Below are 15,679 nucleotides of genomic sequence, written 5' to 3'. Positions count from 1 at the left end.
GGCCCGCGCGACCACCGCCCTGTCCGGCGGCGCGCGAGGACCGACGGTGCGTGTGTCGTGGTGCGGTCGTGCGGGCGGTGACGTATCGGCTGGTCGGGTCGGTGACGAGACCGGGCCGGAACAGACAGGCGGTGGCGTGCACCGTACTGTGAGTCTATGGCGAACGGCGCCCCGACCCCGGGATATCCCCAGCACTGGGAGGCCGATGTCGTGTTGCGGGACGGCGGCACGGCGCACCTGCGGCCCATCCTTCCCCAGGACGCACCGGCCCTGCAGGCGATGCACATGGCCCAGTCGCAGGCCTCGATCTACCTGCGTTTCTTCACCTACAAGTCCCAGCTCTCGGAGCGCGAGCTGGCCCGCTTCACCGAGGTGGACCACGTCGACCGGGTGGCGTTCATCATCACCATCGGTGACGAGATCATCGGGGTGGGAAGGTACGACCGGCTCGAGGACTCCGACGACGCCGAGGTCGCCTTCAACATCTCCGACCACCACCAGGGCCGCGGCATCGGCTCGATCCTGCTCGAGCACCTCGCCGCCGCCGCCCGCGAGAAGGGCATCCGGACCTTCGTCGCCGAGGTGCTGCCGGAGAACCGGAAGATGCTCACCGTGTTCGCCGACGCCGGTTACGAGGTGCAACGCCATTTCGACTCCGGCGTCGTCGAGGTCAGCTTCGACATCGATCCCACCGACCGCTCCCGTGCCGTGATGGAGGCCCGGGAGCACCGTGCCGAGGCCCAGTCCGTCGCGGGGCTGCTCTCCCCGCGCACCGTGGCCGTGATCGGCTCGCCGGCGGACCGGCACCGGGCCGACGATCTGCTCGCCCACCTGCGGGCCGGCGGCTTCACCGGCACCGTGTACGCGGTCGCCGTCGACGGGGCGCCGGGGCCCGCCGACGCGGCCGCCGAGGACGGCGGAACGAGCACGACGACCGTCGCGAGCCTGGCGGAGATCGACGAGACGGTCGACCTGGCCGTCATCGCCACCGCGTACGACGACGTCCTGTCCACCGTGCGGGCCTGCGCCGCCGCCGGAGTGCGGGGGCTGCTGGTCGCCACCGGCGGCTACGCCGACGACGTCGCCCACGGGCAGGACCGGCAGCACGAGCTGGTCCGGGTCGCCCGCGCCCACGGGATGCGCGTGATCGGCCCCGCGTCCCTGGGCGTGGTCAACACCGATCCCGCCGTCCGGCTGAACGCCTCGGGCCTGCCGCCGGTCGACCGCGGGGTCCTCGGGGTGTTCACCCAGTCCGCGGCGCTGGGGGTGCTGATGGACTCCGCGGCCCGGCGCCGCCGGCTCGGCGCGTCCCACGTCGTCTCCACCGGCAACCGGGCGGACGTCTCCGGCAACGACCTCATGCAGTTCTGGGAGGACGACCCTCGGACCGGGGTGGTGGGCCTGTACCTGGAGTCCATCGGCAACCCGCGCAAGTTCTCCCGCATCGCCCGCCGGCTCGCCCGGAGCAAGCCCGTGATCGTCGCCAAGTCCGACACCATGGGCCTGCAGCTGCCCCCGGGACACGTCGCCCGCACCAGTCAGGCGCCCGCCGGTGCCCTGGACGCGATGATGCGCCAGTCCGGGGTGATCCGCGTGCGCACCAGCGAGAAGCTGATGGAGGTGGCCCAGCTGCTGGTCAGCCAGCCGCTGCCCGCCGGTGGTTCCCTCGGGGTGGTCGCCAACTCGCTGGCCCTGGGCGACGTGGTGGCCGACGCCGCCCGGGAGGAGGGACTGCACCTGGCCCGGATGCACGCCGACGTCCGGCCGGATGTCGACCCCGCCGCCTTCGCCGAGACGGTCCGCACGGTGCTCGCCGACGACGCCGTCCACCTGCTCCTGGTCACGCTCCTGCCGCTGGGCGACGTGCCGGTGGAGACCTGCGCCCGCATCGTGGCCGACGCCGGCGCCGCGGCGGGCAAGCCCGTGGCCGCCGTGTTCACCGGCACGGGAACCAGCCCGTGGACCGAGGGCGTCGCGCCGACGCGCGACCCCGGCCCGGCCGGGGGGCCGGAGCCGACCGGGTCCGCGTCCGCGGGCGAGGGGGCGGCCGGCGTCGGGGCCGATGCCACGCCCCGGCAGTCGGGTCTGCCCTGCTTCGTGGGGCCCGGTGCGGCGATCCGTGCCGTCGCCGCGGTCGTCGGCTACCGCACCTGGTTGGACCGGCAGGACGCCGACCTGGTGGAGCCGCCCGGGCTGCGCACCAAGGAGGCGGCGGGCCTGCTCGCCGGCTGGCTGCGCGACGTCGACGCGGGGGCGAGCTCCGGGGGAGCGGAGCTGACCACGCTGGACCCGGTCCGCACCGCGGCGCTGCTCGACTGCTACGGCATCGCCCTGCTGCCCTCCACCCCGTTCACCACCCCGGACGAGGCGGTGGCCGCCGCCGACGCCCTCGGCTGGCCGGTGGTGCTCAAGACGACGGACGAGAACCTGCGCCACCGCCTCGACCTCGGCTCGGTGCAGCTGAACATCCCCGACGCCGCGGCCCTGCGCTCCGAGATCGCCCAGATGACCGCGGTGCTCGACGCCCACGGCGCCTCCGGCATGGAGGTGCAGGCGATGGCGCCGACCGGCCAGGGTTGCGTGCTGCGCGGCCTCGAGGACCCGCTGCTCGGCCCGGTCGTCTCGTTCGGGCTCGCCGGCGACGCCGTCAACCTGCTCGACGACTGGGGTCACCGGGCGCCCCCGCTGACCGCGACGGACGTCGCGGACCTGATCCGCGCGCCGCGGGCGGCGCGCAAGCTCTTCGGCCACCAGGGGCAGGCGGCCGTGGACCTGGCCGCACTCGAGGATCTGGTCGCTCGCTTCGCGGTCCTCAAGGACGAGCATCCCGAGGCCGGCGTGATCGAGTTGAACCCCGTGCTGGCCGCCGCCACCGGGCTGACCGTGCTCAGCGCCCGCATCCGCATCGGCAACCCCGCGCAGCGCACCGACAGCGCCCGCCGCGCCCTGCGTAGTTGACGACACCGGGCAGTCGACGACGCCGGGCCGTCGACGACACGGGGCAGTCGACGACACCGGGCCGTCGACGACACCGCATGACGACGCCGTCGTCCCCACCCGGCGGTGGACACTCCGGCGGCGACGGCGATTCTGAGACACTGGGACCATGCAACCGTCCATCGGCTCGGCCTCCAGCGCGACCCGCAAGCTGAAGAAGACCCTCGACCACGCCGGCTTCTACCCCGCCCTCGTCCTCGACGTCATCCTCGACGCCCTCGACGGCCGCGAACCGGCCGGCGACCTCGTGCACCTGGAGACCCACGTCGAACGCACCGAGGTGCACCGCCACATCACCGTGCTGGTCCTGACCGAGGACATGCTCGTCGTCGCGCAGGCGGACGACCAGCACCTCGAGGAGGACGGCCCGGAACCGCTCGCGCACGTCTCCACCGAGTCCGTGCCGCTGGCGGCCGTCAGCTCCGTGGTGCTCTCCGCCGCGTGGGCCCGGCCCCAGGAGTACCGGCACGCGGATCAGCCGCGGGAGGTCACCCTCGCCATCTCGTGGAGCGGCGCCCAGCGCCTGGACCTCGTGCCCGCCGGCTGCGCCGACCCGCAGTGCGACGCGGACCACGGCTACACGGGCACCTCCGCCCTCGAGGACCTGGTGCTGCGGATCAGCGCGGATGCGGACGGCCCGGACGCCGTCCAGTCGGCTCGCCGCTTCGCCCGGTCCATCCGGTCGGCCAGCACCGTCCCCGACCCTCGCCCGCACCCCGCCCCGGCGCGCGGCGGCACCGTGCCCGCCCGGCTGGGCCGTCCCCACCAGCCGCGTCCGGGTGCCTGAGCGGTCCGCGGCCCCCGCCACCGGACTGGACGGCCTCGCCGGCCCCCCGGACTACGCGCGCCGCGCCGTGTCCGCCGTCTTCACCAGCGCAGCGGCCGTCGTCGGCGTTCCCGGCTTCGATGACACCCTGGGCCTGCCCGCGGCCACCCGGGTCTGCGTCTTCATGGTCGACGGCATGGGCCACGACCAGCTGACCCGGCGCTCCGCCCACGCCCCCGTGCTCCGGGCGCTGCTCGCGGGCGATCGCGGGGCGGCCACCCGCGTCATCGACGCCGCGTTCCCCTCGACCACGGCCGCGTCCCTCGCGGCGCTGGGCACCGGTCTCGCCCCGGGACAGCACGGCCTCGTCGGGTACGACGTCCTCGACCCCGACCGGGACGTCGTCGTCAACATGCTCGGCGGCTGGGACCCGGCGATCGACCCGGCGCGCTGGCAGCCGCACGCCACCGTGTTCGAGCGCGCCTCCGCCCACGTGCCCGTGACCACCGTCAGCCAGGCCCGGTTCGAGCACTCGGGCATGACCCGCGCGGCCCTGCGCGGCGCCCGGTTCCTGCCCGCGAGCTCCCTGCACGCCGCGACCGCCGCCGCCACCGAGGCGCTGGCCCCGGCCGGGCCTCACCTGCTCTACCTCTACGCCAACGACCTCGACAAGGCCGGGCACCGGCACGGCGTGGACTCCGTGGCCTGGGAGCACGCGCTCGAGGAGGTCGACGGCGCCGTCGGGCGGCTGCTCGCCCGGCTGCCGCGCGGCACCCTGCTGATGATCACCGCCGACCACGGCATGGTCGACGTCGACGAGGCCCACCGGATCGACGTGTCCGCCGACCCGGCCCTGATGGCCGGGATCCGGCACACCGCGGGGGAGCCCCGGCTCCTGCAGCTGTACCTGGCGCCCGGCGCCGAGCCCGCCGAGGTGGTGACCCGGTGGCGTGAGCGGTTCGGCCGGGTCGCCTGGGTCACGGACCGGCGGAGCCTCATCGACGCCGGTCACCTGGGCCCGGTCGACCCCGCCGTCGCCCCGCGGATCGGGGACGTCCTGGTCCTCGCCCGGGAGCCGGTGGCCTTCTACGACCGGTCGCGGGTGGGGGAGAACCCCCTGCGGATGGTGGGCCAGCACGGCTCGTGGACACCCGCCGAGCGCCGTGTCCCCCTGATCACCGTGGTCGCGCCGGGCCCGCAGGTGAAGAACAGCGGCGGCACGGGGAGGCGTCGTGGCTGAGCTGACCTTCTTCACGGGCACCATGGACTGCGGCAAGTCGACGCTGGCCCTGCAGACGGACTGGACCCACCGCGCCCGCGGCCGCACCGGGATCCTGTTCACCCGGCAGGACCGGGCCGGGACGGCGACCATCTCCAGCCGGCTGGGCCTGTCCACCGCCGCGGTGGAGGTCACCGACGGGACCGACTTCCGGGCCGAGGTGGCCGAGCGACGAGCACAGGCCGGCACCGTCGACTACCTGGTCTGCGACGAGGTCCAGTTCTATCGGCCGGAACAGGTGGAGCAGCTGGCGCGCGTCGTGGACGAGTTGGGCGTCGACGTGTTCGCGTTCGGGATCCTGACCGACTTCCGCACCCGCCTGTTCCCGGGCTCGGCCCGGCTCGTCGAGCTGGCCGACCGGATCCGGCTGCTCCAGGTCGAGGCGCTGTGCTGGTGCGGCCGCCGGGCGACCCACAACGCCCGCACGGTGGACGGCGTCATGGTGCTCGAGGGGGAGCAGGTGGTGGTGGGCGACCTCGAGCCCGATCGCCGGGACGGGGTGCTCTCCACGACCCCGCGCGGCACCGTGGGGTACGAGACGCTGTGCCGGCGGCACCACCGCCAGCAGGTCACCGCGCATCGCGCCGCTGGTCAGCCCACGGCCGACGGCGTCTGACCGGCGCCGCGCGGATCGGCGGCCCGGCCGTCAGCCGCTCTCACGCGACGCTCAGTCGCCGCGCTTGCCGAAGACGATGTCGTCCCAGCTGGGCACGCTCGAGCGGCGGGCCTTGGCCTTGCCGCCCGCCTCGCCCTTCCGGCCGGTCTCGGCCTTCGCGTCGTCGGCGTCCGTCCCGCGCGCGGCGGCGGAGGCGTGCTGCTCGGGACGGGTCTGCTCGGGTCGGGTGTGGTCGGGTCGGGGTCGGTCGGTGTCGCCGGACTCCCGGGTGCCGTCGTCCTCCCGGGTGCCGTCGTCCGTGGTCACGTCCGCCGGCTCGCCCGCGGCGTCGGCGGTCGGCGTCGGGGCGTCGGCCGTGCCGGTCTCGGCGTCGTCCGTCTCGATCGTCCCGGTCTCGGCGTCGCCGCCGGTGGCGTCCGCGCCGGCCTCGTTGCCCGGGACCTCGCCCCGATCGAAGCCGAGCAGGTCGTCGACCGAGACGTCCTCGGTGGTGTCGTCGCCGCGCCGGCCGCGTCCGCGCAGCCGGGACCGGCCCGACCCCCAGCGGTGGCCTTCCCGGGCCGGAGCCGCGATCGAGGCGTCGCCCTCGGCAGTCTCCGCGGTGTCGACCGCCGACGCGTCGTCGTCGGCGGGATCCGGCACCGGCTGGCCGTCCTCGTCGATCATGGCCGGCTGGCGATCGTCGGCCTCGGTGCCCGGCCGCGGGTGGGCCGCCGGCACCGGACCGCGGCTGAGCAGCAGCGCGAGGGCGTCGTCGGACTCCTCGTCGCTGCCGAGGCGCTGACCGCGCCGGGAGCGGAGCACGTCCAGCAGGTCGGCGGACTCGTCCTCGACCTCGGGCTCGGACTCCACATCGAACACGGCGTCGTTCACGGCAGCGAGCCGGCGCGGCGGGATCGGCCCACCGAGGGGCTCCAGCTCGCTGAGCACCTGCGCCCAGCGGTTCGCGTTGGTCAGGTGCTTGCGGGACGGGTCGAACACCCACTGGGCGGGCGGCTGCTCGCCGAGGTCGATGGCGGACTCCTCCGGCAGCTCGAACCGGGCGACCACGTCCCAGGCACCGTCCTGGCGTCGCCATGCGTCCCACTGGACGCCGGCGGGGTCCACGGAGAGGGAGCGCAGCCGCGCGCCGACCATCGCCTCCAGGGTCGCGGGCTGATCGCCGAACGCGGCGCGGTACTCGTCGTGATGGCTGGGGGCGGCGACCTCCACCTGGCGGGCCTGGCCGGCCAGCCAGTCGCGTTCGGCCCGCACGGGCGCCTCGTAACGGCGGATGTGGTCCAGGTCGTAGCCGCTCTCGACGGCGATCTGCTCGGCGCTCGCGCCGGCCCGGATCCGGGCCTGGATCTCCCGCGGGGAGAGGGGCACCTTGATCGCCGGGGTCTGCCGGGCCTGCCGGCGGGGAACCCGCTGGGTGGCCACGCGCAGGGTCTCGTCGATCCGCACCTTGTACATGGCGCCGGCGTCGTCACCGAACAGCAGGTGATCGCCGTCCTCGTGAACGCCCATCAACCGGAGTTCCTGCATCGATCGCCCTCCACGGCATGAGATTGGGACGGCGCCCGCACGCGCGCCCGCCCGCCAATGACAATGGCACTAGAACAATGGCACGGAATCGCGCCGTGTTCCACTTCGCGGCCCCGCCCGGGCGCGCCCCGCCGCCGCGGCCCGCGGGCGCTTCGCCCAGAGCACAACCGCCGTGCCTCGGGCATGAAATCGGGCCTCTCGCCGTTACAGCACCGCGGGAGCAGCGCGTGCTGAACCCGCCCGTCGGGGCCGTATAGTATCTTTCTTCCCGACCAGGGACCGACGCATGAACAACCGGAGCGTGAAGAGACACCAATGGCGACAGACTACGATGCGCCACGCAAGACCGACGACGAGACGAACGAAGACTCCATCGAGGAACTGAAGTCCCGGCGCACCGACAAGCAGTCGGCCGTCGTGGACGAGGACGAGGCGGAGGCGGCCGAAGGGTTCGAACTGCCCGGCGCGGACCTGTCCGGCGAAGAGCTGCTGATCCGCGTGCTGCCCGCGCAGGCCGACGAGTTCACCTGCGGCTCCTGTTTCCTCGTGCGCCACCGCTCGCAGATCTCCCGGCAGAAGGACGGCATGTTCATCTGCAAGGAGTGCGACGCCTGAGGCGCTCCGCGGTCCGTGTCCAGCAGCCGGCACGGCCCAGCACCGACGAACTGCCGTACCACCTGGTACGGCAGTTTTTTTCTGCCCGCACGTCGCTGCTCACCGGAGGAGGGGAAGGGGCTCGCGGCCGGGCGGCGCGGCCGTGGGCCCGTCAGTCCGCGGTGAGCACGCCGACCAGGCGGCGCGGGTGCCGCGTGGAGGTGATCCAGTACGGGGTGGGGTCGGCCGGGTCGGTGATCCCGACGGTGACGACGGGGTCGACCCACCCGCGAATGCACTGGTAGGCACGGGCGTTCAGTTCCATGCCGCGCTGCACCCGGGCCTCGTCACGGGTGAAGCCGGCCACCTCGCCGAGGAAGCGGCGCTCGATCTGTGCGCGCCCCACCCGCAGCTCCGTGGGGGTGACGACGATGGTCGCGGCCGAGCGGACCAGGGCGAACACGAGCAGGCCCGCCAGGACGAGGAACGCCACGACGCCGGCGGTCATGTTGATCGGCGCGAACACCACCAGCGAGCCGGCCGCCACCCCGATGCACACCACCCACACCCAGAAGGAGGGCCACAGCCGCTCGCGGTAGAGCACGACGTCGCCGTCCGGCCCTGCCACCGGCGACGGCTCCTCCGGCGTCGTCGACGTCGGGGCGGAGGACGGCTGGGCGGGGTCACGCTCGGAGCGGGGCATGCCTCCAGCATCCCACCGTCCGCGAGGCGGCGGCCAATCCACCCGTGCGGTGGGTCCGGGCGGCGAGGCGCTGGTTAGAGTGGGGGACTGTGACCGACGAGAACGCGCCGACCACCGTCACGGTCGCGGTGCAGCTGCTGGACCCCGGCATCGAGCCGCCCGCCTACGCCCACCCGGGGGATGCGGGCGCCGATCTGCGCAGCCGGGTCGACCTGATGCTCGAACCGGGCGAACGCGCGCTGGTGCCGACCGGGGTGGCGCTCGCCCTGCCCCCGGGGTACGTCGGTCTGGTCCACCCCCGGTCGGGCCTGGCCACGCGGCACGGCATCACCATCGTCAACGCTCCCGGCACGGTCGACGCCGGCTACCGGGGCGAGATCATGGTGACCCTGCTGAACACGGACCCCCGCGAGGCGTTCGGCATCAGCCGCGGCGATAGGATTGCCCAGCTGGTCATCCAGCGCGTCGACCACGCCGCCTTCGAGGTGGCGGCCGACCTACCGACTTCCGCCCGTGGCGCCGGGGGCTTCGGCTCCACCGGCGGGTTCGGGGTGAAAGGACAGAAGGACGCATGATCTTCGGACGCTCCAGGAAGCGCGACACCGCCGACCTGCCGATGACCCCGGCCGACCCGGTCGAGCCCCAGCCCGACGAGGCCCAGAACCTCGACAGCCGGCACCTCGACAGCCGGGACGCCGAGACGGCGGACGCGCAGCCCACGCCGGCCACGGCCTCCGCGACGCCGGCGACCGACTCGCCGTCCGCGGACGACACCGCGACGACCGCGCCGCCCGTCGACGCGCCGCCCGTCGACGCGCCGGCCGCGCCCGCCGCGCCGGAGCCCGCCGCGATCGAGGCGTTGGACCGCGCGGAGCACGGACCGCACGACCTGAGCGAGATCACCGATCGCGAGGGCTACCTCGATCTCGGCGCCGTCCTGATCAAGCCGGTGCCGGGGGTCATGCTGCGGCTGGAGGTCCAGGAGGCCACCAATCGGGTGCTCGCCGCCATCCTCGACCTGGGCGAGAGCAGCGTGCAGCTGCAGGCGTTCGCCGCCCCGCGTTCCGCCGGGCTGTGGGACGAGGTGCGCGAGCAGATCGCCGCCGACGTCGTCGCCCAGTCCGGTCAGGCCCACGAGGTGCACAGTCACTTCGGCACCGAACTGCTGGCCGCCGTGCCCGCGGTGGCCGGGGCCGACGCCGGCCTGCGCGTCGCCCGCTTCATCGGCATCGACGGTCCGCGCTGGTTCCTGCGCGGCGTGATCACCGGCGCCGCCGCCACCGACGAGGATCGGGCGTCGGCCATCGAGGCACTGTTCCGGGACGTCGTCGTGGTGCGCGGCACCGAGGCCATGGCGCCCCGGGACCTGCTGACCCTGACCATCCCGGGGACCGAGGAGGCCGGCGGACCCGGCGACGGATCCACCCCGCCGGGTCCGCCGGAGCGCGGCCCCGAGGTCACCCAGATTGGCTGAGCCCGCCACGGACCGGGCTCCTCGCCGGGTCACCCTGACCGGGAGCGTCGAGTGGGTGACCATCCAGCCGGTGGGCGCGCCGCCCTTCTACGAGGCGGTGCTCGATGACGAGGCGGGCGAACGGGTGCACCTGATCTGGCACGGGCAGCGGATCGTGCCCGGCGTCGACGCCGGGGTCACCCTGCGGGTCGAGGGCACCCTCTCCCAGCAGGACCGTCGGCCGGTCGTCTTCGACCCCCACTACGAGATCCTCCCGCCACGGGGAGGCGAGGGATGAGCAGCGTGCAAGGCCCTGACGACGGGCCCGACCGCGAGGTGCCGGCGGGGGATCCGGCCGGACCCGGCCGGCCCGGCGGCGACGACCTCCGGGGCAGCTTCGCCCGGATGGCCGGCAGCTCCCTGAGGACCGACGGGGCGGGGCGGATCGATGTGCTCGCCGCGATCGGGGGGCCCCGCGGCATCGTCGAGGCGGTGCTGCCGGGCCTGGTGTTCCTCACGGTCTTCACGTTCGCCCGCGCGCTGACCCCGGCCCTGGTGAGCGCGATCGCGGTGGCCGTCGTCTTCACGGTCTGGCGGCTCGTCGAGCGACGGCCCGTGGTGCAGGCGGTGTCCGGCCTGGTGGGCGTGGCCATCTGCGCCCTGTTCGCCGACGTGAGCGACCAGCCCCTGAACTACTACGTGCCCGGGTTCTGGACGAACCTGGTCAGCATCGTCGTGCTCATCGTCTCCGTTGTGGCACGCTGGCCGTTGGTCGGCGTCGTGTTCGGACTGCTGCGCAACGAGGGCAGCGCGTGGCGGACGGTCCCGCAGCGCGCGCGCGCCTACCGCCGGGCCACGTGGCTGCTGATCGGCATGTTCGCGTTGCGGCTGGTGGTCCAGTACCCGCTCTACCTGGCCGGGAACCTCGTCGCGCTGGGCACGACGAGGCTGCTGATGGGGGTGCCGCTTTACGCCCTGACCCTGTGGGTCGCCTGGCTGATCTCCCGCCCGACCGTCACCGGTCCTCGGTCGCCTCGCGCACCTCGCTGAGGTCCACCGCACTCGAGCCGCCGGTCCGGGCGTCGGCCGAGGAATCGGGGTCGGTGCCGGACAGGATCGCGCGCAGGTCGTTCTCCGCCCGGATGGTGGTGAGGAAGAACAGCTGGTCCCCGCCCTCGATCACGTCGTCCTCGCTGGGTGCGATCGGCACCTCGTCCCGCAGGATGGCCACGGCCGTCGAGTCCTCGGGCCAACGCACGAACGCCATGGTCCGGCCCACCAGCGGCGACTCGTCCGGCACGGTGAACTCCACCAGGGACGAGACGCCGGCGCGCAGGGTCAACAGGCGGACGATGTCGCCGACCTCGACGGCCTCCTCGACCATGGCCGTCATCATCCGCGGGGTGCTGACCGCGACGTCGACCCCCCAGGCGTCGTCGAACATCCAGTCGTTCTTCGGGTTGTTGACGCGGGCGACGGTGCGGCCCACCCCGAACTCCGACTTCGCCAGCAGGGAGACCACGAGGTTGACCTTGTCGTCCCCCGTCGCCGAGACGACGACCTGGGTGTTCGCGAGGTCCGCGTCGGCCAGGGTGGACAGTTCGCAGGCGTCCCCGATCAACCAGCGCGCCCCGCGCAGCCCGGACCGGCCGATCACCTCGGGCTTGCTGTCGATCAGCAGCACGTCGTGGTCGTGCGCGAGCAGTTCGCGCGCGATGGAGGAGCCGACGGCGCCGGATCCGACGATGACGACACGCATCGGCATGATCAGTTCACCTCCGTCGTGGGAGCGGTGGCCAGCAGTCTGGTGATCTCGTCCGACCGGTCGACCGGCATCATCACGTGCACGGTGTCGCCCGGCTGGTAGGTGGTTCCCGGGTCCGGGAGCATGCCCTCGCCGAACCGGGTCAGGTACGCCACCCGCACTCCCGCGAGGCGTTCGACGTCGGCCACGGGCCGGCCGGACCACCCCTCGTCCAGCGTCACCTCGCTGAGGATCAGCCGCCCGGAGGACTCGCGGTAGTCGCCGGCGAGGGCCTGCTCGGGCAGGATCCGGCGCAACACCTGGTCCGCGGTCCACCGCACGGTCGCGACCGTGGGAATGCCGAGCCGCTGGTAGATCTCGGCGCGCCCGGAGTCGTAGATGCGGGCCACCACGTGCCGCACGTGGAAGGTCTCCCGCGCCACCCGGGTGGCCAGGATGTTCGAGTTGTCGCCGCTGGAGACCGCGGCGAACGCGTACGCGTTCTCGATGTCGGCGCGCCGCAGCGTGTCCCGGTCGAAGCCGATGCCGCTGACCTTGCGGCCGCTGAAGCTCGAGCGCAGCCGCCGGAACGCCCGGTCGTCCTGGTCGATGATGGCCACGGAGTGGCCGCTGTTGTCCAGGGTGTGGGCCAGGGACAGGCCGACCCGGCCGCAACCCATGATGACGAAGTGCGCCACTGACGCTTCTCCCTCGTTTCCGGTCTCGATGGCAGCTCGGCGGCACGCGGTGTGGCCGATGCCCCCGGCACATCCTACGCACGCCGGGGGCGGGCCCGGCCACGGGCCGGGAGGGCGGTCCGCGACCGCGTGGCGGCACCTGCCGCAAACGTCTAGGTTTGCTCTGTGCTGACGTTCTTCAACGCGATCAAGCGGGTCCTGGTCGGCAAGCCGTTCCGCAACGATCGCCTGGGCCATACCCTGCTCCCGAAGCGGATCGCCCTTCCCGTCTTCGCCTCCGACGCCCTCTCCTCCGTGGCCTACGCGCCGGACGAGATCCTGCTCACCCTGGCGCTCGCCGGCGTCAGCGCCGTCACCATCTCCCCGTGGGTCGGCCTCGCCGTCGCGCTGGTCATGCTGACCGTCGTCGCCTCCTACCGGCAGAACGTGCACGCCTACCCCTCCGGCGGCGGCGACTACGAGATCGCCACGGAGAACCTCGGCAAGCCGGCCGGCCTGACCGTGGCCTCTGCCCTGCTGGTCGACTACGTGCTCACCGTCGCCGTGTCCATGTCCTCGGCGTCCAACTACCTGGTCACCGCGGTCCCGGCCCTGCACGGTCAGCAGGCCGGGCTCGCCGCGCTCGGCGTCGTCCTGCTCGTGCTGGTCAACCTGCGCGGCATCAAGGAGGCCGGCTCCGCGTTCGCGGTGCCGACCTACGTGTTCATGATCTCCATCCTCGGCATGAGCGCGGTCGGCATCGTCCAGTCCGCCCTCGGGGTGCTGCGCCCCGCCGAGAGCGCCGCGTTCGAGATCGTGCCCGAGGCCGGCATGGACCAGGGGCTGGTGGGGCTCGCCGGCGCCTTCCTCATCCTGCGGGCCTTCTCCTCGGGTGCCGCCGCCCTGACCGGCGTCGAGGCCATCAGCAACGGTGTGCCCAACTTCAAGCGCCCGAAGTCGAAGAACGCGGCCACCACCCTGCTGCTGCTCGGCGTCATCGCGGTCAGCATGCTCGGCGGCATCCTCTACCTGGCCAGCGCCACCCACGTGCACATCGCCCAGGACCCGTCCAGCCAGTTCCGGCTCAACGGCGCTCCGCTGCCCGAGGGATACATCCAGCACCCGGTGATCAGCCAGCTCGCCGAGGCCGTGTTCAGCGACGGGACGATCCCGTTCTACATCGTCGTCGCCGCCACCGGGCTGATCCTCGTGCTCGCCTCCAACACGGCGTTCAACGGCTTCCCCGTCCTCGCCTCGATCCTGGCCAAGGACGGCTACCTGCCCCGCCAGCTGCGCACCCGCGGCGACCGGCTGGCCTACTCCAACGGCGTGCTCGCCCTCGGCGCCGCCGCCCTCGTCCTCATCCTCGCGTTCAACGCCGACGTGACGCGGCTGATCCAGCTCTACATCGTCGGCGTGTTCGTCTCCTTCACCGCGAGCCAGCTGGGCATGATCCGGCACTGGGGCCGCGCCCTGCAGATCACCCGGGACGGGCCCCAGCGGCGGCGGATCCTGCGCTCGCGGGTGATCAACACGATCGGTCTGACCATGACGGCCACCGTGCTCGTCATCGTGCTGCTGACCAAGTTCGTGCACGGGGCGTGGATCGCCCTGCTGGCTATGGGCGTCATCTACGCGATCATGTGGAGCATCCACGCCCACTACGTGAACGTGGCGCGGGAGCTGACCGTCGACGGCTCACTCGGCGACAAGTCGGCGCGCGCCCTGCCGTCCCGGGTGCACGCCGTCATCCCGGTGGGGCACGTCCGCAAGCCCGTGCTGCGCGCCCTCGCGTTCGCCCGGGCCACCCGGCCCTCGACCATCAGCGCGGTCGTGGTCGACGTCGACCCCGAGGAGACGAAGCAGACCCTGGCCGACTGGGACCGGCTGCGGATCCCGGTGCCGCTGACCATCCTCGCCTCCCCGTACCGGGACACCACGACGCCGGTGCTGCGCTACATCAAGAGCCTGCGCCGGGACTCCCCGCGGGACCTGATCGTCGTCTACATCCCCGAGTACGTGGTCGGGAAGTGGTGGGAACAGCTGGTGCACAACCAGACCGCGCTGCGGATCAAGACCCGGCTGCACTTCGAACCCGGCGTGGTGGTCGCCTCCGTGCCGTGGCAGTTGGCCTCCTCGGAGGAGGCCGCGCGCTACCAGGAGATGCTGTGACCGGCGGGGGCACCGAGCTGGACCTGACGCTCGGGCCGATCGCCCACGGCGGGCACACCGTCGCGCGGCACGAGGGTCGCGTCGTGTTCGTCCGGCACGGCGTGCCGGGGGAGCGGGTCCGGGTCCGGGTGACCGAGGCCGCCCCGACCGCCTCCTTCTGGCGCGCCGACGTCGTCGCGGTGCTCGACGCCTCGCCCGACCGGCGGGAGCACCCCTGGGCCGAGGCCGACGCGCTGGCCGCGGCCGCCGTCGGATCCGTCCCGGTGGGCGGCGCCGAGTTCGGTCACATCGCCCTGCCCCGGCAACGCGAGCTCAAGCGCGACGTGCTCGCCGAGCAGCTGCGCCGCCTGGCCGGGCTCGACGCCGCGGACCTGCCGGCCCTGGAGGTGGAGGCGGTGCCGGACGAGGACGCGTCAGGGCTGCGCTGGCGCACCCGGGTCACGTTCGACGTCACGGCGGACGGCCGGGCCGGCATGCACCCGCACCGCAGCGACGTCGTGCTGCCCGTGCGCACGATGCCGCTCGGGGTGCCCGCCGTCGACGCGCTGGGACTGCCCGGGGTCGACCTGACCGGGGCCGCCCGCGTCGAGGTGGCCGTCCCCACGGACCGTCAGGGCGCGCCCGGCGGGATGCCGCTGGTCACGGTGTTCCCGGCGGTCGGCCCCGGGTCCGGGGGCGTCGACGAGGAGGCCCTGCGCCGGATCGTGGCGGACCTGCCCGGAGCGGCCGTCTGCTGGCACGACCCCGTGACGCACGAGATCCACGCGCTGCGCGGCGACCCCTGGGTGACCGAGACGGTGGGGGAACGCCGCTACCGGGTCACCGGCGACGGATTCTGGCAGGTGCACCGGGCGGCGCCCGCGGTGCTCACGGCGGCGGTGCGTGACGCCCTCGACCCCGTCGACGGGCTGACCGTGCAGGATCTGTACGCGGGCGCCGGCCTGTTCAGCGGCCTGCTCGCCGCCGCCGGCGCCGCCGTCACCTCCGTCGAGGCTGCCCGCGCGGCCAGCGCCGACGCCGTCCGCAACCTCGCCGACCTGCCGGAGGTGACGGTGCGCCACGGCGACGTGGCCCGTTACCTGACCGGGCCCGGCCGTTCCGGTCGGGCCCGGTCCGGCGGGGGACGGCCCGGCCGGGGCCGGCCTCGCGGC

15 protein-coding genes are annotated in these 15,679 nt (G+C 73.7%); 11 read left to right on the top strand and 4 right to left on the bottom strand.

The features are described from left to right. Positions 1-156 precede the first annotated feature (156 nt). From IEX22_RS14125 to IEX22_RS14115, 4 genes are all read left to right on the top strand, one after another. On the top strand, positions 157-2,958 hold the full coding sequence (locus tag IEX22_RS14125) for a bifunctional acetate--CoA ligase family protein/GNAT family N-acetyltransferase (RefSeq protein WP_188669043.1): 2,802 nt from the start codon (positions 157-159) through the stop codon (positions 2,956-2,958). 148 nt (positions 2,959-3,106) lie between these two features. After that, complete coding sequence (locus IEX22_RS15930; protein WP_229660062.1) at positions 3,107-3,784, top strand: DUF5998 family protein; 678 nt, start codon at positions 3,107-3,109, stop codon at positions 3,782-3,784. Beyond that, positions 3,777-5,003, top strand: coding sequence for an alkaline phosphatase family protein (locus tag IEX22_RS14120; RefSeq protein WP_229660061.1), 1,227 nt, complete (start codon positions 3,777-3,779; stop codon positions 5,001-5,003). Before IEX22_RS15930 ends, IEX22_RS14120 begins: the two co-directional genes overlap by 8 nt. After that, positions 4,996-5,658 (top strand): thymidine kinase, encoded by a 663-nt coding sequence (locus IEX22_RS14115; protein ID WP_188669041.1) that lies wholly within the window; start codon positions 4,996-4,998, stop codon positions 5,656-5,658. Before IEX22_RS14120 ends, IEX22_RS14115 begins: the two co-directional genes overlap by 8 nt. Before the next feature lie 51 nt (positions 5,659-5,709). Here IEX22_RS14115 and sepH read toward each other — a convergent pair whose 3' ends face one another. Next, positions 5,710-7,185, bottom strand: coding sequence for a septation protein SepH (gene sepH / locus IEX22_RS14110; protein ID WP_188669040.1), 1,476 nt, complete (start codon positions 7,183-7,185; stop codon positions 5,710-5,712). A gap of 315 nt (positions 7,186-7,500) precedes the next feature. On the opposite strand from sepH, the gene IEX22_RS14105 reads away from it, so the two are divergent. Next, positions 7,501-7,800, top strand: a complete 300-nt coding sequence (locus IEX22_RS14105) for a DUF4193 domain-containing protein (protein ID WP_076695164.1) — start codon at positions 7,501-7,503, stop codon at positions 7,798-7,800. Between the two features lie 151 nt (positions 7,801-7,951). Here IEX22_RS14105 and IEX22_RS14100 read toward each other — a convergent pair whose 3' ends face one another. Further along, positions 7,952-8,482, bottom strand: a complete 531-nt coding sequence (locus IEX22_RS14100; protein WP_188669039.1) for a DUF3093 domain-containing protein — start codon at positions 8,480-8,482, stop codon at positions 7,952-7,954. Between the two features lie 89 nt (positions 8,483-8,571). Here IEX22_RS14100 and dut point away from each other — a divergent pair, with 89 nt between their 5' ends. Genes dut through IEX22_RS14080 form a run of 4 tightly spaced genes read left to right on the top strand, consistent with a single transcriptional unit; the run spans position 8,572 to position 10,985 of the window. Continuing rightward, positions 8,572-9,057, top strand: a complete 486-nt coding sequence (gene dut / locus IEX22_RS14095) for a dUTP diphosphatase (RefSeq protein ID WP_229660060.1) — start codon at positions 8,572-8,574, stop codon at positions 9,055-9,057. Then, positions 9,054-9,956 carry a DUF3710 domain-containing protein gene (locus IEX22_RS14090; protein ID WP_229660059.1) on the top strand — a complete coding sequence of 301 codons (903 nt, stop codon included), beginning with the start codon at positions 9,054-9,056 and terminating at the stop codon, positions 9,954-9,956. Before dut ends, IEX22_RS14090 begins: the two co-directional genes overlap by 4 nt. Beyond that, entirely contained in the window at positions 9,949-10,233 is a 285-nt protein-coding gene (locus IEX22_RS14085) for an OB-fold nucleic acid binding domain-containing protein (RefSeq protein WP_188669037.1), read from the top strand. The genes IEX22_RS14090 and IEX22_RS14085 overlap by 8 nt, the downstream gene beginning before the upstream one ends. After that, positions 10,230-10,985 (top strand): DUF3159 domain-containing protein, encoded by a 756-nt coding sequence (locus tag IEX22_RS14080; RefSeq protein ID WP_188669036.1) that lies wholly within the window; start codon positions 10,230-10,232, stop codon positions 10,983-10,985. Before IEX22_RS14085 ends, IEX22_RS14080 begins: the two co-directional genes overlap by 4 nt. On the opposite strand, the gene IEX22_RS14075 is transcribed toward IEX22_RS14080, so the two are convergent. Beyond that, positions 10,951-11,694, bottom strand: coding sequence for a potassium channel family protein (locus IEX22_RS14075; protein ID WP_188669053.1), 744 nt, complete (start codon positions 11,692-11,694; stop codon positions 10,951-10,953). The genes IEX22_RS14080 and IEX22_RS14075 overlap by 35 nt on opposite strands. Before the next feature lie 8 nt (positions 11,695-11,702). Then, on the bottom strand, positions 11,703-12,377 hold the full coding sequence (locus tag IEX22_RS14070) for a potassium channel family protein (protein ID WP_188669035.1): 675 nt from the start codon (positions 12,375-12,377) through the stop codon (positions 11,703-11,705). Positions 12,378-12,542: 165 nt separating this feature from the next. On the opposite strand from IEX22_RS14070, the gene IEX22_RS14065 reads away from it, so the two are divergent. Both IEX22_RS14065 and IEX22_RS14060 read left to right on the top strand, forming a co-directional pair. Further along, positions 12,543-14,528, top strand: coding sequence for an APC family permease (locus IEX22_RS14065; RefSeq protein ID WP_188669034.1), 1,986 nt, complete (start codon positions 12,543-12,545; stop codon positions 14,526-14,528). Continuing rightward, positions 14,525-15,679: class I SAM-dependent RNA methyltransferase (locus IEX22_RS14060; RefSeq protein ID WP_188669033.1), on the top strand; the 1,155-nt coding region annotated here is incomplete at its 3' end. The genes IEX22_RS14065 and IEX22_RS14060, both read left to right, overlap by 4 nt.

The organism is Tersicoccus solisilvae, assembly GCF_014643255.1.
GTDB lineage: Bacteria > Actinomycetota > Actinomycetes > Actinomycetales > Micrococcaceae > Tersicoccus > Tersicoccus solisilvae.
This window is presented reverse-complemented; position numbering and strand designations above follow the sequence as displayed.

Excerpts from the sequence above, each read along its gene's own strand:
- IEX22_RS14100 (WP_188669039.1), bottom strand. The coding sequence starts at position 8,482 with ATGCCCCGCTCCGAGCGTGACCCCGCCCAGCCGTCCTCCGCCCCGACG.
- IEX22_RS14075 (WP_188669053.1), bottom strand. The coding sequence starts at position 11,694 with ATGCGTGTCGTCATCGTCGGATCCGGCGCCGTCGGCTCCTCCATCGCG.
- sepH (WP_188669040.1), bottom strand. The coding sequence starts at position 7,185 with ATGCAGGAACTCCGGTTGATGGGCGTTCACGAGGACGGCGATCACCTG.
- IEX22_RS14125 (WP_188669043.1), top strand. The coding sequence starts at position 157 with ATGGCGAACGGCGCCCCGACCCCGGGATATCCCCAGCACTGGGAGGCC.
- IEX22_RS14105 (WP_076695164.1), top strand. The coding sequence starts at position 7,501 with ATGGCGACAGACTACGATGCGCCACGCAAGACCGACGACGAGACGAAC.
- IEX22_RS14080 (WP_188669036.1), top strand. The coding sequence starts at position 10,230 with ATGAGCAGCGTGCAAGGCCCTGACGACGGGCCCGACCGCGAGGTGCCG.
- IEX22_RS15930 (WP_229660062.1), top strand. The coding sequence starts at position 3,107 with ATGCAACCGTCCATCGGCTCGGCCTCCAGCGCGACCCGCAAGCTGAAG.
- IEX22_RS14090 (WP_229660059.1), top strand. The coding sequence starts at position 9,054 with ATGATCTTCGGACGCTCCAGGAAGCGCGACACCGCCGACCTGCCGATG.